This window comes from Flavobacterium sp. TN-1, assembly GCF_052828645.1.
Map to the genome: position 1 here is coordinate 45,743 of NZ_CM128253.1, position 19,824 is coordinate 65,566.

Genomic DNA, 19,824 nt, shown 5'->3' on the forward strand with positions numbered 1-19,824 from the left:
GAATATTCTTTTTATCAAATAGAAAGTCAGATAAAACGAACATAAAATCAGATTATCTTTTTTGAACCGCCTTTTGCTGTTAAATCATACTAAATAAATCATTTACTACAGGGAATAACAGTTTTTATTATGCTTTTCCTGTAGGACCAAAATTTAAAGGAATTTGAGGTTGTTCACTCTCTTTAATATCTCCATGTGTATTTTCAAATCGGTGAATATTTTCTATTAAAGCTTGAGTTAGACGCTTAGCATGCTCAGGAGTTAATACAATCCTAGATTTTACCTTTGCCTTTGGCATACCTGGCATAATATTAATAAAATCTACTACAAACTCTGTATCAGAATGATTAATTATAGCTAGGTTAGAATAAGTTCCTTCAGCAATTGTCTCATCTAATTCTATATTTATCTGTCCCTCTTGCTCTTGATTAAGATTGTTCATTATATTTTTATTTAAATGTTACGCAGTATTATTAGAACAATAATAGTAAAAAAATTTCAAGAGTTTACACGGTTCGGATTTATATTTAGTAGAATACTCAAATTATTGAATTTACATTCTTCTTGAAAACCTATTAATCATTTTATAGTTGTTTCTCATAAATACAATACTAAAAACAAATACATTTCATCTATTTCCAATACCTGTTTCTCTTAATTTTGATTCATTAGATTCTAGAAATAATTCTTATTATTCTAAAAATAATAAGAATTGCAACTATTGCACCAGTGATCATTTGCTTAGTCGTTACACCTCCGTAATTCTCTTCCGATGACCCTCTATTGTAAACTGGCTCAGGAATATCAATACCTTTTAAGGCCTTATCAATATCAGATTGACTATACCCCATAGATAATAGATTTTGAATAATTCCTTTCTTTGAAAAACCATTTTCAACTTGTCTTTTAATTTCGGAAGCTATATTTTTACCTTCTAGTTCCATAAGTTTTTTTTTACAAATGTATAAATTAAGAATAAAAAAAGCTGTTCATCACTGAACAGCTTTTAAAATTTATCATTAAATAAATTAGAAATTATATTCTTCTTTAGTAATCATTAATTCATCATACTCTTCTTTAGAACCTACAATTGTATTATCATAGTCTCTCATACCTGTACCAGCTGGGATTCTGTGACCTACAATTACATTTTCTTTAAGACCTTCTAAAGTATCAATTTTTCCAGCTACGGCTGCTTCATTTAACACTTTTGTTGTTTCTTGGAACGAAGCTGCTGAAATAAATGATTTAGTTTGTAACGAAGCTCTTGTAATACCTTGAAGAATTGGAGTAGCTGTTGCTGTAATTACATCTCGAGCCACAACTAAATCTTTATCTTCTCGTTTTAACAATGAGTTTTCATCACGTAATTGTCTTGGAGTAACGATTTGTCCTGGTTTTAGATTAACAGAGTCTCCTGCATCTTCCACCACTTTCATACCATATAATTTATCATTTTCTTCAATAAAATCTTTCGTATGAATCAATTGCTCTTCTAGGAATAATGTATCTCCAGGATCATTTACTTGTACTTTTCTCATCATTTGACGAATAACCACTTCAAAGTGTTTATCGTTGATTTTTACCCCTTGTAAACGGTAAACTTCTTGAATTTCATTTACTAAATATTGTTGTACAGCTGATGGCCCTTTAATTCTTAAAATATCGTCTGGTGTTATTGCTCCATCAGATAAAGGCATACCCGCTCTTACGAAGTCATTTTCTTGTACTAAAATTTGATTAGAAAGTTTTACTAGATATTTCTTTATTTCACCAAATTTAGACTCAATAACGATTTCACGGTTACCTCTTTTAATTTTTCCGAATGATACAACACCATCAATTTCAGATACCACTGCTGGATTAGAAGGATTACGAGCTTCAAGTAATTCTGTAATTCTTGGTAAACCTCCTGTAATATCACCTGCTTTAGACGAACGACGTGGAATTTTTACTAATACTTTACCTGATTTAATTTTTTCTCCATCTTCTACCATTAAGTGAGCACCTACTGGTAAATTGTAAGAACGAATTAATTCTCCATCGTTTCCATAAATATGTAACGTTGGAATTAATTTTTTATTTCTAGCTTCAGAAATTACTTTTTCTTGGAAACCAGTTTGCTCATCTATTTCAACTAAGTATGATTGTCCTTGTTCTAAATCTTCATAGCCAACTTTACCTGTAAATTCAGAGATGATTACCCCATTATAAGGATCCCATTTACAAATTGTATCGCCTTTAGCTACTACCTCACCATCCTTTACAAAAATACTCGAACCATAAGGAATATTGTGAGTACTTAATAAAATACCTGTGTTTTCGTCTACTAATTTTAATTCTGTAGAACGAGAAATTACGATATCAACTTCTTCTCCATCTGCATCTTCCCCTTTAACTGTTTTTAAATCTTCAATTTCTAAACGTCCAGGGAATTTAGCAATGATACTAGATTCTTCAGAAATACCTCCAGCAACCCCTCCAACGTGGAACGTACGAAGCGTTAACTGTGTACCTGGCTCACCGATTGATTGTGCTGCAATTACACCTACCGCTTCGCCTTTTTGAGTCATCTTACCTGTTGCTAAGTTACGACCGTAACATTTAGCACAGATTCCTTTTGTAGCCTCACAAGTTAACGGAGAACGTACTTCTACTGCCTCAATTGGAGAAGCTTCAATCTCTCTAACGATTGCTTCTGTGATTTCACTACCTGCAGCTACTAAAACTTCAGAAGTTAAAGGATTTACTACATCTTGTAACGCCACGCGTCCTAAGATACGTTCACCTAAACTTTCTACTATATCTTCATTTTTCTTTAAAGCTGTTACTTCAACTCCTCTTAATGTACCGCAATCTACTTGATTTACAATTACATCTTGAGCAACGTCATGTAAACGACGTGTTAAGTAACCTGCATCCGCTGTTTTTAACGCCGTATCCGCAAGACCTTTACGAGCACCGTGTGTAGAGATGAAGTATTCTAAGATAGATAATCCTTCCTTAAAGTTCGATAAAATCGGGTTTTCAATAATTTCACCACCCCCAGCAGTTGATTTTTTAGGCTTAGCCATCAAACCACGCATACCGGTTAACTGACGAATCTGCTCTTTCGAACCACGGGCTCCAGAATCAAGCATCATGTATACCGAGTTGAAACCTTGTTGATCCTCACGGATATTTTTCATAGCCGCCTCTGTCAATTGTGCATTGGCAGAAGTCCAAATATCAATTACCTGATTGTAACGTTCATTATTTGTAATAAGACCCATGTTATAGTTCATAGAGATTACCTCTACTTGTTCTCTAGCCTCTGTAATTAATGATTGTTTTTGGTCAGGAATCTTAATATCTCCTAAAGAGAATGACAATCCTCCTTTGAATGCAAATCCATACCCCATATCCTTCATATTATCTAAGAAGGCTGCTGTTGTAGGCACATTGGTAACTGCTAAAATTTTTCCGATAATATCACGAAGTGATTTTTTAGTCAATACCTCATTGATATAACCAGCTTCTTCAGGTACTACTTCATTGAATAATACACGTCCTGCTGTTGTCTGGATAATTTGATATGTTAATTCTCCATTTTCATTGAAGTCTTTGGCTCTTACTTTTATACGAGCATTTAATTCTAAACGTCCTTCATTTAATGCTATATGTACTTCTTCAGCAGAATAGAAAGTTAGACCTTCTCCTTTAATTGTTAATTCAGGTGTTGACAAACGTTCTTTTGTCATATAATACAACCCAAGAACCATGTCCTGAGATGGAACCGTAATAGGAGCACCATTTGCAGGGTTCAAGATATTGTGAGAACCTAACATCAATAATTGCGCTTCAAGGATTGCTTCTGGTCCTAATGGTAAGTGAACCGCCATCTGGTCACCATCAAAGTCGGCGTTGAATGCCGTACATGTTAACGGGTGTAACTGGATTGCTTTTCCTTCAATTAACTTAGGTTGGAATGCTTGAATACCTAAACGGTGAAGCGTAGGAGCACGGTTAAGTAATACTGGGTGTCCTTTGATTACATTTTCTAAGATATCCCATACTACAGGCTCTTTTTTATCAATGATTTTCTTAGCCGACTTAACTGTTTTTACAATACCTCTTTCAATCAATTTACGGATTACGAAAGGTTTGTAAAGCTCAGCAGCCATATCTTTTGGCAAACCACACTCATACATTTTTAACTCAGGCCCAACGACAATTACCGAACGAGCAGAATAGTCAACACGTTTACCTAATAAGTTTTGACGGAAACGTCCTTGTTTACCTTTTAACGAGTCAGATAATGATTTTAGTGGTCTGTTAGATTCTGTTTTAACAGCAGAAGCTTTTCTTGTATTATCGAATAATGAATCTACCGCTTCTTGTAACATACGTTTTTCGTTACGTAAGATTACTTCAGGCGCTTTGATTTCCATTAATCGTTTTAAACGATTGTTACGAATAATTACACGACGATATAAGTCATTCAAGTCAGATGTTGCAAAACGTCCACCATCAAGTGGCACTAATGGGCGTAATTCAGGTGGAATAACTGGAATTACTTTTAAGATCATCCACTCAGGTAAGTTCTCTCTGTTTAGATTTGCTTCACGGAAAGACTCAACTACTTGAAGACGTTTTAAAGCTTCCGTTTTTCTTTGTTTAGATGTTTCATTATTAGCTGCGTGACGCAATTGATAAGATAACGAATCTAAATCAACGCGCGCTAATAGATCCATAATACATTCAGCACCCATTTTAGCGATGAATTTATTAGGATCATTGTCATCTAAATATAAATTTTCTAATGGAAGAGAATCTAAAATATTCAAGTATTCTTCTTCTGTTAAGAAATCCATTGCTTGTAATGATTCCCCTTCAGCATTTTTAGCAATACCTGCTTGGATTACTACGTAACGCTCATAATAAATGATCATATCTAATTTCTTAGATGGTAATCCTAATATGTAACCAATTTTGTTAGGTAACGAACGGAAATACCAAATATGAGCAATAGGCACTACTAAATTAATATGTCCTACACGGTCACGACGTACTTTCTTTTCTGTAACTTCAACCCCACAACGGTCACAAACAATTCCTTTATAACGGATTCTTTTGTATTTACCACAAGCACATTCATAGTCTTTTACAGGACCGAAGATACGCTCACAGAATAAACCATCACGCTCAGGTTTATGTGTACGATAATTGATAGTTTCAGGTTTTAATACTTCTCCACGAGATTCAGCCAAGATAGATTCTGGCGATGCCAAACCGATAGAGATTTGATTGAATCGTTTGATGGTATTTTTATCTTTATTTCTATTTGTTGTCATAGTCGATTTTTTAAAAGTTTTCAGTTTTAGTGTTTGTTTCAGCCACAGTATTCTATGGCTGAAACGAACTACTGATTTATTCTTCTAATCTGATGTCTAAACCAAGACCTTTTAATTCGTGCATTAATACATTGAATGATTCAGGTAATCCTGGTTCTGGCATAGTTTCACCTTTAACGATTGCTTCGTAAGTTTTCGCTCTACCTATTACGTCATCGGACTTCACAGTCAAGATTTCACGTAACGTACTTGATGCTCCATAAGCTTCAAGTGCCCAAACCTCCATCTCTCCAAAACGCTGACCACCAAATTGAGCTTTACCTCCTAATGGTTGTTGCGTGATTAATGAGTAAGGACCAATAGAACGAGCGTGCATTTTATCATCAACCATGTGACCTAACTTCAACATATAGATAACACCTACGGTAGCTGGCTGATGGAAACGTTCTCCTGTACCACCATCGTATAAATAAGTATGACCAAATCTTGGCACACCAGCTTCGTCAGTTAAAGCGTTGATTTCATCGAGAGAAGCACCGTCAAAAATTGGAGTAGCATATTTTCTACCTAATTTTTTACCAGCCCAACCTAATACCGTTTCATAAATCTGACCAATGTTCATACGCGAAGGTACCCCTAGTGGATTCAATACGATGTCTACAGGTGTTCCATCTTCTAGGAATGGCATATCTTCTTGACGAACGATACGAGCCACAATACCTTTGTTACCGTGACGACCTGCCATCTTATCACCCACTTTTAGTTTACGTTTCTTAGCGATATAAACTTTTGCTAATTTTAGAATACCTGATGGTAACTCGTCACCCACTGTAATAGTAAATTTCTCACGACGTAAAGCTCCTTGAAGGTCATTTAACTTAATCTTATAATTGTGAATTAAGTCATTAACCATTTCATTTGTCTCGTCATCAGCAACCCACTGTCCTTTTGTTAAGTGTGCAAAATCCTCAACTGCTTGTAACATTTTTTTAGTGTATTTCTTACCTTTTGGTAGTACTTCTTCACCTAAATCATTCATTACACCTTGAGAGGTTTTACCATCAACTATCAAGAATAATTTATCTATTAAACGATCCTTTAATTCAACAAATTTTGTTTCATATTCCATTTCAAGAGCTGCTAACTCATCTTTTTCAGCAGAGCGCTTACGCTTGTCTTTTACAACTCTTGCAAATAATTTTTTATCTAAAACAACACCATGTAATGAAGGAGATGCTTTTAATGAAGCATCTTTTACATCACCTGCTTTATCTCCGAAGATAGCTCTTAATAATTTCTCTTCTGGAGTAGGATCAGATTCTCCTTTAGGTGTAATTTTACCGATTAGAATATCACCAGGTTTCACCTCGGCACCAATTCTAATCATACCGTTTTCATCTAAATCTTTAGTAGCTTCTTCTGATACGTTTGGTATATCATTTGTTAATTCTTCGTTACCTAATTTTGTATCACGAACTTCTAATGAATAGTCATCAATATGGATTGATGTAAAGATATCATCACGAACTACTTTTTCAGAAATTACAATTGCATCCTCGAAGTTGTATCCTTTCCAAGGCATGAAGGCTACTTGTAAATTTCTACCAAGTGCTAATTCACCATTTTGTGTTGCATAACCTTCACAAAGTACTTGTCCTTTCACAACTTTGTCACCTTTTCTTACAATTGGTTTTAAGTTGATAGTAGTACTTTGGTTCGTTTTACGGAACTTAATTAATTGGTATGTTTTTTCATCTGGATCAAAGCTTACTGCTCTTTCAACATCTGTTCTTTCGTACTTAATCGTGATTTTATCGGCATCTACATACTCAACAACTCCATTTCCTTCAGCATTAATTAATACTCTTGAGTCGGAAGCTACTTGACGTTCTAATCCCGTACCAACAATTGGAGATTCAGGACGTAACAATGGTACGGCCTGACGCATCATGTTTGATCCCATCAACGCACGGTTCGCATCATCGTGCTCTAAGAAAGGAATTAACGAAGCCGAAATAGAAGCAATCTGGTTAGGAGCAACGTCTGTATAATGAACGGCATTTGGTTCTACTACAGGGAAATCTCCTTCCTCACGAACAATTACTTTATCAGTAGTAATTACTCCTGTGTCATCCATTTCGATGTTAGCTTGTGCTATTAACTTTCCTTCTTCTTCTTCAGCACTTAAATAAACAGGTTCTGAAACTAAATCTACTTTTCCGTCTTCTACTTTACGGTAAGGTGTTTCAATGAATCCCATTCCGTTAACTTTAGCATACACCCCTAATGAAGAGATAAGACCAATGTTTGGTCCCTCTGGAGTTTCAATAGGACATAAACGACCGTAGTGTGTATAGTGAACGTCACGCACCTCGAAACCTGCTCTCTCTCTAGATAAACCTCCAGGTCCTAAAGCTGATAAACGACGTTTGTTTGTAATCTCTGCTAATGGATTTGTTTGATCCATAAACTGAGATAACTGGTTCGTACCGAAGAAAGAGTTGATTACTGAAGACAATGTCTTGGCATTAATCAAATCTATAGGTGTAAACACCTCGTTATCACGAACGTTCATACGTTCACGAATAGTACGCGCCATACGCGCTAAACCAACGCCAAACTGAGCCGATAATTGTTCCCCTACTGTACGTACACGACGGTTAGATAAGTGGTCAATATCATCAATCTCAGCTTTTGAGTTAATTAACTCAATTAAATATTTTACAATGGTAATGATATCTTCTTTAGTAAGCACTTGCTTATCCATAGGAATATCAAGACCTAATTTTTTGTTCATTCTGTAACGACCTACATCACCTAAGTTATAACGTTGGTCAGAGAAGAATAATTTCTCGATAATACCACGAGCTGTTTCTTCATCTGGTGGTTCAGCGTTACGTAACTGACGGTAGATGTGTTCTACAGCCTCTTTTTCTGAGTTTGTAGGGTCTTTTTGTAATGTATTGTGAATGATTGAATAGTCAGCAGTATTTAAATCTTCTTTGTGCAATAAGATAGATTTTACATTAGCATCAACAATTTCTTCTACATTGTCTTTATCTAAAAGCGTATCACGATCTAAGATAATTTCGTTACGCTCGATAGATACCACTTCACCAGTATCCTCGTCTACGAAGTCCTCATGCCAAGTGTTTAATACACGTGCAGCTAAACGACGTCCAATATATTTTTTTAAACCTGATTTAGATACTTTAATTTCTTCAGCAAGATCGAAGATTTCTAAGATATCTTTATCACGCTCAAAACCAATTGCACGGAAAAGAGTTGTTACAGGTAATTTTTTCTTTCTATCGATATATGCGTACATTACGCTGTTGATATCTGTAGCGAATTCAATCCAAGATCCTTTAAAAGGAATTACTCTGGCAGAGTATAATTTTGTACCATTGGCATGGAAAGATTGACCAAAGAATACACCAGGCGAACGGTGTAACTGAGAAACCACTACACGTTCTGCACCATTAATAACAAAGGTACCGCTTGGTGTCATATAAGGGATAGTACCTAAATATACATCCTGAACGATAGTTTCAAAATCTTCGTGTTCTGGATCAGTACAGTATAATTTCAGACGTGCTTTAAGTGGCACACTGTATGTAAGACCTCTGTCTATACATTCTTCAATTGTATAACGAGGAGGATCAACAAAATAATCTAAGAATTCTAATACGAACTGATTACGCGTATCAGTGATTGGAAAGTTTTCCATAAAGGTGTTGTACAACCCCTCGTTGCCTCTTTCATCAGATTTCGTTTCTAATTGAAAGAAATCCTTGAACGACTTCACTTGAACATCCAAAAAGTCTGGATAGTTAGGAATGTTTTTTGTCGAGGCAAAATTCAATCTTTCAGTATGATTTAATATCATCTATGGACAAAATTATGATTAAAAAAAAAGTAATTTTCTGTTAGTCTATTTAACATTTTAAACGATCAATACTTTTTTATTTATAACCTTACACATCTTTTGAAAACAAGCGTATTGATAAACTTTAGTTTCTTTCTTCGTGTTGGGTTAAAATTCGTATAAGTATTATTTTATAAATAAATAAAGATATTATACGAAAAAATGGTTTAGACCTTTGAGTGGTTTACTCAAGGTCTAAACCTATAATTTATACTATGTATAATTATTTAAGCTCAACTACAGCTCCAGCTTCTTCTAAAGCTTTTTTCAAGCCTTCAGCTTCATCTTTAGAAACACCTTCTTTAACGTTAGCAGGAGTTGAATCTACTAAATCTTTAGCTTCTTTTAATCCTAAACCTGTTAATTCTTTAACAGCTTTTACTACTCCTAATTTAGAAGCTCCAGCTTCTTTTAATACTACTGTAAATTCTGTTTGCTCAGCAGCAGCTTCAGCAGCAGGACCAGCCATAACAACTGCAGCAGCAGCAGGCTCGATACCGTAGTCATCTTTTAAGATTGCAGCTAATTCATTTACTTCTTTAACTGTTAAATTTACTAATTGTTCTGCGAATTGTTTCAAATCTGCCATTTTTTCTATCTTTTTTAAATGATTTGTAAAATTTATATAATTTAATTAGTGCGCTAATTATTCAGCTGTTTCTTCACCTTTTTGCTCTGCGTTGTTAAGTAAAGCAGAAATGATTCGTTTAGCTGGCGATTGTAATAATCCGATGATGTCTCCGATAACTTCTTCTTTCGATTTAAGAGCTGCTAAGGATTCTAATTCTTTATCACCGATATATACTTCTTCATTGATATAAGCTCCTTTCAATAAAGGTTTGTCACCTTTTTTGCGGAATTCTTTAATTACTTTAGCTGGAGCATTAGCAATGTCAGCAATTAATATTGAAGTATTTCCTTTTAAAGTAGTTGGTAATTCACCAAATTCTTTATCAGAAGCTTCCATTGCTTTAGCAAGTAAAGTATTTTTAACAACTTCTAATTTAATACCTGCTTTGTAACAAGCTTTTCTTAAATTTGAAGTAGTTTCTGCATTTAAACCAGAAATATCTGCTAAATAAACGATATTTGTTCCAGCTAACTGTGCAGTTAAATCTTGAATCGCTAATGATTTTTCTTCTCTAGTCATGATACTAAATTTTTTTAACTACCAATTACACTGCTTTAGGATCTAAAGCAATAGCTGGACTCATAGTACTTGATAAGTGGATAGACTTAATATAAGTACCTTTTGCAGCAGTTGGTTTTAATTTAATTAATGTTTGAATAATTTCGTGAGCGTTCTCTTGAATTTTTTGAGCATCAAAAGAAACTTTACCGATAGCAGCGTGAACGATACCTGTTTTATCAACTTTAAAGTCAATTTTTCCAGATTTCACCTCTTCTACTGCTTTACCTATTTCCATAGTAACAGTACCTGTTTTCGGGTTTGGCATTAAACCACGAGGACCTAAAATACGACCTAATGGACCTAATTTACCCATTACAGCTGGCATAGTGATGATTACATCAACATCTGTCCAACCGTCTTTAATTTTTTGTAAGTATTCATCTAAGCCTACATGGTCAGCACCAGCAGCTTTTGCTTCAGCTTCTTTATCTGGAGTCACTAAAGCTAATACTCTTACGTCTTTACCTGTACCGTGTGGTAATGAACACACACCTCTCACCATTTGATTCGCTTTACGAGGGTCTACTCCTAATTTAACAGCGATATCAACTGATTCATCAAATTTTGCAGAAGCAACTTCTTTGATTAATGCAGAAGCATCTTTTAAAGAATAAGCTTTATTCTTCTCAATTTTAGAAGCAGCAACTTTTTGCTTTTTCGTTAATTTTGCCATTTTCTCTTAGTTTAAAGGAGAATCTCCAGTTACAGTAATACCCATAGATCTAGCTGTTCCAGCTATCATGCTCATTGCTTTTTCAATTGTGAAAGCATTTAAATCAGGCATTTTGTCTTCAGCGATCGTTTTAATTTGATCCCAAGAAACGCTAGCAACTTTTTTACGATTTGGTTGCCCAGATCCTGATTTAATTTTTGCAGCTTCTAATAATTGGATAGCAGCAGGTGGAGTTTTTACAACAAAATCAAACGATTTGTCTTTGTACACAGTAATTTGTACTGGTAATACTTTGCCTGGTTTATCTTGTGTTCTAGCATTGAACTGCTTACAGAACTCCATGATGTTAACCCCAGCAGCTCCCAAAGCAGGTCCAACCGGTGGCGACGGGTTCGCAGCACCTCCCTTTACTTGTAGTTTAACTACTTTACTAACTTCTTTAGCCATTTTAAAAAAAAATTAAGCACATCGATCATTGGAAGCGATTGATGTGAATTATATAAATAAATATTATACTTTTTCTACTTGAACGAAGCTTAATTCTAGAGGTGTCTTTCTTCCGAAAATTTTAACCATTACCTCTAACTTACGTTTTTCTTCATTTATATTTTCAATAGTACCATTAAATCCATTAAATGGCCCATCAATAACTTTAATTGTTTCACCAACAGAATACGGTATAGAACCATGATCTACAGTAGTTGCTAATTCATCTACTTTTCCTAACATCCTATTAACTTCTGATTGACGCAGAGGCACAGGATCTCCTCCTTTCACTTCACCTAAGAAGCCTATTACACCTGTAATAGATTTTATAATATGAGGTATTTCTCCTGTTAAATTTGCTTCGATCATTACATAACCAGGAAAATAAACTCTTTCTTTGCTGATTTTCTTACCATCACGTACGGTTACCACTTTTTCAGTTGGTACTAATACTTGTGATATATAATCAGCCATTCCTACACGATTAATCTCTTGCTCGATGTAGGATTTTACTTTATTTTCTTGACCACTTACAGCCCTTACAACATACCATTTCTTCACACTAGTTTCAGCCATAACTTTATTTTATCCTTTTAACAAATTAAAGAAACCCTCAATTGTTTTAGTAAAAATTTCATCAACGCCCCAAGTGGCTAGTGCAAAAATGACAGAGAAGATGGCCACAACTACTGTTAGTTTTTGAACCTCTTCCCATCCTGGCCAAGTCACATTTGACTTAAACTCTTCAAAAGCTTCTGATATATAATTAGTCACTTTGTTCATTATATTCCTTATTTGCACGGGCGGAGGGATTCGAACCCCCATCAATGGTTTTGGAGACCACTATACTGACCCTTGTACTACGCCCGTTTGTTATAAATCAGTGTCGTCGTTAAACGACACTGACTTGTTTTTATGTGAATTTAATTATTCAACGATTTCAGTTACCTGACCAGCACCTACTGTTCTACCTCCTTCACGGATAGCGAAACGTAAACCTACTGATAAAGCGATTGGTTGAAGTAACTCAACATTGATAGTTAAGTTATCACCTGGCATTACCATTTCAACACCTTCAGGTAAAGAGATAGTACCTGTTACGTCAGTTGTACGTACGTAGAATTGAGGACGGTAGTTGTTGTGGAATGGAGTGTGACGTCCACCTTCTTCTTTTTTCAAGATATAAACCTCTGCTTTAAATTTAGCGTGTGGCTTAACTGATCCAGGCTTACAAATAACCATACCACGACGGATGTCAGCTTTATCAATACCTCTTAACAATAAACCTACGTTATCACCAGCTTCACCTCTATCTAAGATTTTACGGAACATCTCAACCCCAGTAATAGTAGAAGTTAACTTGTCAGCACCCATACCGATGATTTCAACTGGATCTCCAGTGTTAGCAACACCTGTTTCGATACGACCTGTAGCAACTGTACCACGTCCTGTAATTGTGAATACGTCCTCAACTGGCATCAAGAATGGTTTTTCGTTATCACGAACTGGCTCTTCAATCCAAGCATCAACCGCATCCATTAATTCGATGATTTTAGGAACCCAGTTTGGATCGTTGTTTAATCCACCTAAAGCAGAACCTTGAACAACTGGACCATTATCTCCATCATATTCATAGAAAGATAATAAATCTCTGATTTCCATCTCTACTAACTCTAATAACTCAGCATCATCAACCATATCCACTTTGTTCATGAAAACAACGATACGAGGAATACCTACTTGACGACCTAATAAGATGTGCTCACGAGTTTGCGGCATCGGACCATCAGTAGCAGCAACCACTAAAATAGCACCATCCATCTGCGCAGCACCAGTAACCATGTTTTTAACGTAATCCGCGTGACCTGGACAGTCTACGTGAGCGTAGTGACGGTTAGCTGTTTCATATTCTACGTGAGATGTATTAATAGTAATACCTCTTTCTTTCTCTTCTGGAGCGTTATCAATTTGGTCGAATGACTTAGCTTGACAGTAACCTGCATCAGATAACACTTTAGTGATCGCAGCAGTTAAAGTAGTCTTTCCGTGGTCTACGTGTCCGATAGTACCGATATTTAAGTGCGGTTTCGAACGATTAAAACTTTCTTTTGCCATTTTACTTAATTTTTAATCTTAGTTATAATAATTAGTGTTCAAAAAAATCTTGTGAGCCAATGACGGGATTTGAACCCGTGACCTCTTCCTTACCAAGGAAGCACTCTACCCCTGAGCTACACCGGCGGTAAAGTTTTAGGTTTCTTAATAAAGTTTTCAAATTTACAATAAAATTCAAAACTTAAAACTCTGAAACTTAATTTGTGGGGAGAGCAGGATTCGAACCTGCGAAGGTTTCCCAACGGATTTACAGTCCGTCCTCGTTGGCCGCTTGAGTATCTCCCCTCCTTATTTTTATTTTGCTTTCGTTTTCGAGGTGCAAATATAAAACATTTTTTCAATATTTCAAAGAGCCGATGGAGGGACTCGAACCCACGACCTGCTGATTACAAATCAGCTGCTCTAGCCAGCTGAGCTACACCGGCATTCAGTAAAAAAGTCCGCTATTTCTAACGGACTGCAAATTTAGACATATATTTTAGATTTCAAAAGTTTTTTTTATTTTTTTTTATTTTTTTTTCAAATCAAGCATGCGCCCTCTGTTTTTCTTTGCGTTTTACAAGCAATCTTTCCAAAGCATCAACAGACAAATCTACTCCTTCTTCAAATGATTTACAGGTTTTTTTAACAACAAATTCATCACCAGGAACTAGAATTTTAGCTTCCACCACTTTATTTTCTTTTTCACTGGTCTGCTCTACCCTCATAAACACATCAGCAGAGACAATTTTATCATAAAATTTTTCTAATTTGTTTACTCTTTCATCTGTAAAAGAAACTAACTTTTTGTCAATGTTAAAATTAACCGCATGAACATTTACCTTCATAATTAAATATTTTTAAGGTTAAACAATTTAAAAGAATTACTTTCGCCCTCTAGGATGCGCCTTTTTATACACTTCTTTTATCTGCCCTAAACTAGACTGCGTATAAACTTGCGTAGATGCCAAACTAGAATGACCTAAAAACTCTTTTATTGAATTTAAATCTGCACCTCGGTTCAACATGTGGGTTGCAAAAGTATGACGGAGCACATGAGGGCTCTTTTTTACTTTTTCCGAGACAAGACTAAGATAATAATTTATTAACCTATAAACAAAAGTTTCATTGATTTTCTTTCCATTATGAAGAAGAAATAAATATTTTTCATCTATAATACAGGATAACTCTTTTCTTTTATCTAAATACACCTTAATCTCTGAAAGAATCACATCTAACACTGGAATAATACGTTCTTTATTACGTTTTCCTAAAACCTTAAGAACCTTTATATCAAAATCCACACTCTCTATTTTCAAACCAATCAATTCTGAGCGCCTAATCCCTGTTGTATACAATAAATTAATTATTAACTTATCACGACAGCCTTCATAATCTTGATCATATTGCACATCATTCAACATCATCTCTAATTCTTTTTCTGAAAAAGGAATCTGAATTTTCCTTTTAGCTTTCAAAGATTTATGTTGAGACATAGGCGAAACGTCGATCACTTTAATTTTTAATAAAAATTTATAAAAAGCCGTTAATGATGCCATTTTTCTATTAACCGTAAGATTAGACAGGCCCGAATCTACCAAAATCACTACCCAACTCCTAACCAATGAATAATTAACTTCCTCTAATTCTCCTCCTTTTATCTCTAAAAGATAATCAAAAAACAACAACAAATCTCTCACATACGCTTTAACTGTATGTAGTGAATATTTTTTCTCTTTCAACAAATAGTCTTCAAAACGAATTAAATTTTCAGTCATGAGCTCAAAAATTAAGTCCATAAAAAAATCGCTAGGTAAAAGTAGTACTTTTATCTCTAGCGATTTAATATATGATTACAATTTGCTATTAATTTTCTACAGCATCTCTTAATCCTTGGATATATTGTGCTTTCTGAATTTCAGCTCTTCTTGTTACAGAAGGTTTTGTAAACTGCTGACGTGATCTTAATTGACGCACAACTCCTGTTTTATCGAATTTTCTTTTATAACGTTTTAACGCTCTATCGATATTTTCTCCGTCTTTAATAGGTATAATTAACATAATCTTGACACCTCCTCTCATTTGTGGCTGCAAACGTAAGGATTTATTTTGAATTAAGAATTATAATTCACAAATTATTTTTCTTTATTAATAATTTTTTGTTTCTAAAGTTATTCTGTATCATACATATAGTATCAAGCATTAGAATTACATATTTAGCACTAAATTCGTATAGGCTAACTATATATAGTTATTTCAAAAAAATCGCAAATTATCTTATTATAAATCATTTTTTTCTAAAAGGATAGATTTATCTGATATTTTTATAGAACTTGTTTAAAAATTACTTTTATAATTCTTAATAAGATGATTCAGTTTTATTATACTAACAGAGAGGCTACTTTTTCTGCTTGTTCTACGCCAGTCGCTACGGCTCCATGAACTGTTTGATGATCTCCTTGTAAATTGGTTGCTTCTCCTGCAAAAAATATTTTACCATCTATAGATTGTGCTAAAATTTCTCTAGCATTTCCCATATCGACAGGACTATAAGAATAGGCTCCTCTTATGAATGGATGTTTTGTAAAATTCTGAACACTAGATTTAACAAATGTAGCACTTGCTCTACCATTGAACATATAATCTAATTCTGTCAGCAATGCGGTTGTTATTGCTTCATTACTATTCAAATCTGAAAGAGCTTGAGCTTGTTTACCCATTACGAATGCTAATAAAACATTATCTTTAGTTTGTTTTCCTAGTGTAACATCTCCATAGGCAGCACAAACGGAACCTCCATAAACAAAGTTATTTGGATAGAATTTTTCACTAAATTTCAGAAAGACTTTCATTCCTGCTTCCATTCCAATTTTTTGAAAAGCTGCGGTTTTTTGACTAGGTAAAGAAGGCTTAAAAACAATGTCATTTGATTTTAGAATAGTAATGGGTACTGTAACAATTACTTTATCCGCAATAAATACGGTTCCATTTAAATCTGTTACTTCAATTGATTTCCCTGAGTAATCAATTTTTTTTACAATTGTATTTAACCTTATATGTTCTTTTACAAAAGGAACTATATAACTTTCAAAAACATCGAAATAGGTCTTTCCGAATTTATAATTTTTTTCTTGGCTATTTGTTTTTTTTGCCTCTTCATTATCCCATTTTACAGAAATATTAGTTGCGCTTGCTCCTTGATCTCCGGCATAAGCTTCTATAATATTATTATATGAATTATCTAAACCTTTTTGATGTGCGTATTCTAAATAACTAATATCTTGAAAGACTTCTGTTTCACTTCTAAAAATATCAGTTTGTAGAGGTAAAGTTGACGTGATTTTATTATTATACCAATATTTTACTTCGGTGTCATCTAAAGTTATTTTGGTTTGTGTATCTTTAATTATTTTACCTATTATACTATTTTCTAAGTGTAACCATTCTGCTCCTTGATCAATATCAAAATCAGCAAAACCTGATTGTTTTCCTAGTCGTCCACCATATTTTGAAGAAGCTTCTAAGATTTTGAAACTTATTCCTTTTTTCTTTAGTGTATATCCAGCAAATAATCCTGCTGCTCCTGCTCCAATGATCAATACTTTTACATTTTTTGAATTATTCTCTTCGGTTTCAGAAACACAAGAGGCTACAATTGAAGGCATTAAAACTGAAGCACTGAATACCGCAGTTGAATGTTTTAAAAATTTACGTCTATCCATTAATTTTTAGTTTAGTTGGTTTTACAAAAAAGAGATGATTTAACAACAGCAATTGTTTTCAAAACTTCTTTTTGTGTTAAACCGAAATTACGCATTAAATTTTATTTGTAAGAAAAACTTTCTTTAAAAATGAAAAGGTACTTATTTTTTATGAATATAAAAATTTAACCTGTGGCAAATTTTATATATTTTTTATTATTTTATCCTTCATTAGAAAAGCTAATGCGTAATTTGGGGTAAACAACTAATGGAGGAGAATACTTTTTTAGCATCTCACTTAAATACAGTATTTTTTCGTAAGGGTTTTATTTTACTGCTGGTTGATAATCTTTATTATCAATGATCATTTTTGATAGAATTTCTTTTAGTATTTCAGAAGTTCCACCTCCAATAGGACCTAATCGACTATCTCGTAATAAACGGGCTAAGGGATATTCTTCCATATAACCATATCCTCCTAGCATTTGTAAACAGTCATAAATTGCTAAATCTGCAACTTTAGTTGACTTTAATTTTGCCATAGTAGCTTCTTTTACTACATATTCTCCTTTATTTAAACGAGATACTGCTGCATAATTAAAGAGTTTACAATGTTCTACTTCTGTTGTATGTTCTACTATTGTATGACGCAAAGCTTGAAATTTATTGATTGTTTTTCCAAAAGCTTCTCGTTCTGACATATAGCCTAGTGTATAGTCTATTGCATATTCAGCTCGAGCATGTGCATTAATAGCCATTATTAATCGTTCTAATGCAAAATGTTGCATGATATAAGGGAAGCCTTTTCCTTCTTCTCCCATTAGGTTTTCTAAAGGAATTTCTACATTATCAAATGCTAATTCTGCTGTATCAGATGCTTTCCATCCTAATTTATTTAATTTAGTAGCTGAAATACCTGGTGTTTTAGCATCTATTAAAAATATACTGATTCCTTTATTTCCCAAAGTTGGATCAGTTTTAGCCGCTACAACGTAATAATCCGCATAGACTCCATTTGTAATAAATGTTTTAGAACCATTAATCACAAATTTATTTCCTTTACGTTCTGCTGTTGTTCGCATACCGGCCACGTCACTCCCTCCAAAGGGTTCTGTAATACAAAGCGCACCTATTTTATCGCCTGCAATACTTGAAGCTAAGTACTCCTCCTTAATACGTTCGTCTCCTTCTGCATTTAAATGTGTCATTGCTAAATAGGCATGAGCCCACATTGCTGCTGCAAAACCTGATGATTTGATTTTTTGTAGTTCTTCTAAAAATATAACTGTATAAAATAAGTCAAGATTTGATCCGCCATAAGCCTCAGGATAGTTTAATCCAAAGAACCCCATGTCTCCAAATTTTTTCCAGACAAAACGTTCTATTGTTCCTTCTTTTTCCCATTTTTCAATGTGAGGTACTACTTCTTTTTGTAAAAAATCGCGAAAACTCTCTCTGAATAATTGATGGTCTTCTGTAAAATAAATTGAGTTCATAAAGTTGTATTGTTCTTCTTGCTATTTATTTAAAGTCCAAATATAAGGTAATTATTTTTACTTTATCAACTGGAAAATTCTTAATTTTAAGTAAATCATCTACTGAATGGATTCCGTTATTCATACTTCTAAACCCAATTATTTCCCGAGCTATAGGATATTTTATATACGGAATTTTTAAAAGTTCTTTAGTGGATGCTTCGTTTATTTTTAGTTTTAAGACTTCAGGGGTTTTCAATAAAGTAAATTTTTTATTTAATTCAATCATTACTTCTGGGGATATTCCCCACACATACTCTAATTGATTCATAGATACAAAACCTCCTAAGGTTTCTTTCTCTTTTAGTATTCGATCTGAAATAACATCTCCTATACCGTATACTTTCATTAAATCTTCTTTAGTAGCTAGGTTTATATCTATTTGTTCTATTTTATCTCTTTTCTTTTCTTTTCTTTGATCTTCTAATGAAGGAGATTTTGAATTATTTAAATATTTCTTTTTTAGTACCCAATCTGGAAATTTAAAATAAGTTGAAATTGAGGTTAATAAGGAATCTGATACTTTTGTTATTTTTTGAAATTCTTGTATTGAATTAACGTATTTGTCTTTTTTTCTATAAGCAAATAAACGATTGAGTTCTTCTACTGACATTCCTAGCTTATATCCTTTATAATCGGTCATAAAATTGGGATTAAAAGGATATATTTTGTATCTATTTTCTTCTTTTTTATTTTTTAAAGAATCTATTATATTTTGTTGAGCGAGCCATTTTTTTTCTTCTTCTGTCAATTTGTTTTTTTCTGAAAAGTCAATGCAGGTATATAGGATTTGAAACAATACACTCAAAAAGATAAAACTCAACAAAGCTATACGTTGATTTTTAGTATATTCAAAATATGGTTTGAGTGATTGGCGCATAG

The 19,824-nt window shown here is 33.8% G+C and carries 17 protein-coding genes and 4 tRNA genes; all 21 read right to left on the minus strand.

Annotated features, from left to right (window positions below; genetic code table 11):
* Positions 1–127: 127 nt before the first annotated feature.
* A complete protein-coding gene (locus ACUXZJ_RS00145) occupies positions 128–442 on the minus strand; it encodes a DUF3467 domain-containing protein (RefSeq protein ID WP_060382890.1) in 315 nt (104 codons plus the stop codon).
* A gap of 226 nt (positions 443–668) precedes the next feature.
* Positions 669–944 (minus strand): hypothetical protein, encoded by a 276-nt coding sequence (locus ACUXZJ_RS00150; protein ID WP_060382891.1) that lies wholly within the window; start codon positions 942–944, stop codon positions 669–671.
* A gap of 84 nt (positions 945–1,028) precedes the next feature.
* Positions 1,029–5,333 carry a DNA-directed RNA polymerase subunit beta' gene (rpoC, locus tag ACUXZJ_RS00155; protein ID WP_060382892.1) on the minus strand — a complete coding sequence of 1,435 codons (4,305 nt, stop codon included), beginning with the start codon at positions 5,331–5,333 and terminating at the stop codon, positions 1,029–1,031.
* A 76-nt stretch (positions 5,334–5,409) separates the two neighbouring features.
* On the minus strand, positions 5,410–9,222 hold the full coding sequence (gene rpoB, locus ACUXZJ_RS00160) for a DNA-directed RNA polymerase subunit beta (RefSeq protein ID WP_446195497.1): 3,813 nt from the start codon (positions 9,220–9,222) through the stop codon (positions 5,410–5,412).
* 262 nt (positions 9,223–9,484) lie between these two features.
* Positions 9,485–9,850 (minus strand): 50S ribosomal protein L7/L12, encoded by a 366-nt coding sequence (gene rplL / locus ACUXZJ_RS00165; protein WP_060382894.1) that lies wholly within the window; start codon positions 9,848–9,850, stop codon positions 9,485–9,487.
* A 57-nt stretch (positions 9,851–9,907) separates the two neighbouring features.
* Positions 9,908–10,411: a 50S ribosomal protein L10 gene (rplJ, locus tag ACUXZJ_RS00170; RefSeq protein WP_060382895.1), complete on the minus strand. Its 504-nt coding sequence runs from the start codon at positions 10,409–10,411 to the stop codon at positions 9,908–9,910.
* A 25-nt stretch (positions 10,412–10,436) separates the two neighbouring features.
* Entirely contained in the window at positions 10,437–11,126 is a 690-nt protein-coding gene (rplA, locus tag ACUXZJ_RS00175) for a 50S ribosomal protein L1 (protein WP_063743142.1), read from the minus strand.
* A 6-nt stretch (positions 11,127–11,132) separates the two neighbouring features.
* Entirely contained in the window at positions 11,133–11,573 is a 441-nt protein-coding gene (gene rplK / locus ACUXZJ_RS00180; RefSeq protein WP_060382897.1) for a 50S ribosomal protein L11, read from the minus strand.
* Between the two features lie 63 nt (positions 11,574–11,636).
* Entirely contained in the window at positions 11,637–12,188 is a 552-nt protein-coding gene (gene nusG / locus ACUXZJ_RS00185; RefSeq protein WP_060382898.1) for a transcription termination/antitermination protein NusG, read from the minus strand.
* Positions 12,189–12,197: 9 nt separating this feature from the next.
* Complete coding sequence (secE, locus tag ACUXZJ_RS00190; protein WP_060382899.1) at positions 12,198–12,395, minus strand: preprotein translocase subunit SecE; 198 nt, start codon at positions 12,393–12,395, stop codon at positions 12,198–12,200.
* A gap of 15 nt (positions 12,396–12,410) precedes the next feature.
* A tRNA-Trp gene (locus ACUXZJ_RS00195) sits at positions 12,411–12,482 on the minus strand.
* A 57-nt stretch (positions 12,483–12,539) separates the two neighbouring features.
* The gene (gene tuf / locus ACUXZJ_RS00200; RefSeq protein ID WP_060382900.1) at positions 12,540–13,727 is read right to left on the minus strand and encodes an elongation factor Tu; all 1,188 of its coding nucleotides are present in this window, start codon (positions 13,725–13,727) and stop codon (positions 12,540–12,542) included.
* Positions 13,728–13,781: 54 nt separating this feature from the next.
* A tRNA-Thr gene (locus ACUXZJ_RS00205) sits at positions 13,782–13,853 on the minus strand.
* Between the two features lie 78 nt (positions 13,854–13,931).
* Positions 13,932–14,012: transfer RNA gene (locus ACUXZJ_RS00210), tRNA-Tyr, on the minus strand.
* Positions 14,013–14,078: 66 nt separating this feature from the next.
* Positions 14,079–14,152, minus strand: a tRNA-Thr gene (locus tag ACUXZJ_RS00215).
* A gap of 99 nt (positions 14,153–14,251) precedes the next feature.
* A complete protein-coding gene (gene hpf, locus ACUXZJ_RS00220; protein ID WP_060382901.1) occupies positions 14,252–14,554 on the minus strand; it encodes a ribosome hibernation-promoting factor, HPF/YfiA family in 303 nt (100 codons plus the stop codon).
* A gap of 36 nt (positions 14,555–14,590) precedes the next feature.
* The gene (locus tag ACUXZJ_RS00225) at positions 14,591–15,484 is read right to left on the minus strand and encodes a tyrosine-type recombinase/integrase (RefSeq protein ID WP_063743143.1); all 894 of its coding nucleotides are present in this window, start codon (positions 15,482–15,484) and stop codon (positions 14,591–14,593) included.
* Positions 15,485–15,572: 88 nt separating this feature from the next.
* Positions 15,573–15,767, minus strand: a complete 195-nt coding sequence (gene rpsU, locus ACUXZJ_RS00230) for a 30S ribosomal protein S21 (protein WP_060383871.1) — start codon at positions 15,765–15,767, stop codon at positions 15,573–15,575.
* A 320-nt stretch (positions 15,768–16,087) separates the two neighbouring features.
* The gene (locus ACUXZJ_RS00235; RefSeq protein WP_063743144.1) at positions 16,088–17,428 is read right to left on the minus strand and encodes a flavin monoamine oxidase family protein; all 1,341 of its coding nucleotides are present in this window, start codon (positions 17,426–17,428) and stop codon (positions 16,088–16,090) included.
* Between the two features lie 305 nt (positions 17,429–17,733).
* Entirely contained in the window at positions 17,734–18,903 is a 1,170-nt protein-coding gene (locus ACUXZJ_RS00240) for an acyl-CoA dehydrogenase family protein (RefSeq protein ID WP_063743145.1), read from the minus strand.
* Between the two features lie 25 nt (positions 18,904–18,928).
* Positions 18,929–19,822, minus strand: coding sequence for a ComEA family DNA-binding protein (locus ACUXZJ_RS00245; protein ID WP_063743146.1), 894 nt, complete (start codon positions 19,820–19,822; stop codon positions 18,929–18,931).
* Positions 19,823–19,824 lie beyond the last annotated feature (2 nt).

What these genes read in the sequence shown, in the direction of transcription:
- ACUXZJ_RS00145 (WP_060382890.1), bottom strand. Translation starts at nt 442, where the DNA reads ATGAACAATCTTAATCAAGAGCAAGAGGGACAGATAAATATAGAATTA.
- ACUXZJ_RS00150 (WP_060382891.1), bottom strand. Translation starts at nt 944, where the DNA reads ATGGAACTAGAAGGTAAAAATATAGCTTCCGAAATTAAAAGACAAGTT.
- rpoC (WP_060382892.1), bottom strand. Translation starts at nt 5,333, where the DNA reads ATGACAACAAATAGAAATAAAGATAAAAATACCATCAAACGATTCAAT.
- rpoB (WP_446195497.1), bottom strand. Translation starts at nt 9,222, where the DNA reads ATGATATTAAATCATACTGAAAGATTGAATTTTGCCTCGACAAAAAAC.
- rplL (WP_060382894.1), bottom strand. Translation starts at nt 9,850, where the DNA reads ATGGCAGATTTGAAACAATTCGCAGAACAATTAGTAAATTTAACAGTT.
- rplJ (WP_060382895.1), bottom strand. Translation starts at nt 10,411, where the DNA reads ATGACTAGAGAAGAAAAATCATTAGCGATTCAAGATTTAACTGCACAG.
- rplA (WP_063743142.1), bottom strand. Translation starts at nt 11,126, where the DNA reads ATGGCAAAATTAACGAAAAAGCAAAAAGTTGCTGCTTCTAAAATTGAG.
- rplK (WP_060382897.1), bottom strand. Translation starts at nt 11,573, where the DNA reads ATGGCTAAAGAAGTTAGTAAAGTAGTTAAACTACAAGTAAAGGGAGGT.
- nusG (WP_060382898.1), bottom strand. Translation starts at nt 12,188, where the DNA reads ATGGCTGAAACTAGTGTGAAGAAATGGTATGTTGTAAGGGCTGTAAGT.
- secE (WP_060382899.1), bottom strand. Translation starts at nt 12,395, where the DNA reads ATGAACAAAGTGACTAATTATATATCAGAAGCTTTTGAAGAGTTTAAG.
- tuf (WP_060382900.1), bottom strand. Translation starts at nt 13,727, where the DNA reads ATGGCAAAAGAAAGTTTTAATCGTTCGAAACCGCACTTAAATATCGGT.
- hpf (WP_060382901.1), bottom strand. Translation starts at nt 14,554, where the DNA reads ATGAAGGTAAATGTTCATGCGGTTAATTTTAACATTGACAAAAAGTTA.
- ACUXZJ_RS00225 (WP_063743143.1), bottom strand. Translation starts at nt 15,484, where the DNA reads ATGACTGAAAATTTAATTCGTTTTGAAGACTATTTGTTGAAAGAGAAA.
- rpsU (WP_060383871.1), bottom strand. Translation starts at nt 15,767, where the DNA reads ATGTTAATTATACCTATTAAAGACGGAGAAAATATCGATAGAGCGTTA.
- ACUXZJ_RS00235 (WP_063743144.1), bottom strand. Translation starts at nt 17,428, where the DNA reads ATGGATAGACGTAAATTTTTAAAACATTCAACTGCGGTATTCAGTGCT.
- ACUXZJ_RS00240 (WP_063743145.1), bottom strand. Translation starts at nt 18,903, where the DNA reads ATGAACTCAATTTATTTTACAGAAGACCATCAATTATTCAGAGAGAGT.
- ACUXZJ_RS00245 (WP_063743146.1), bottom strand. Translation starts at nt 19,822, where the DNA reads ATGCGCCAATCACTCAAACCATATTTTGAATATACTAAAAATCAACGT.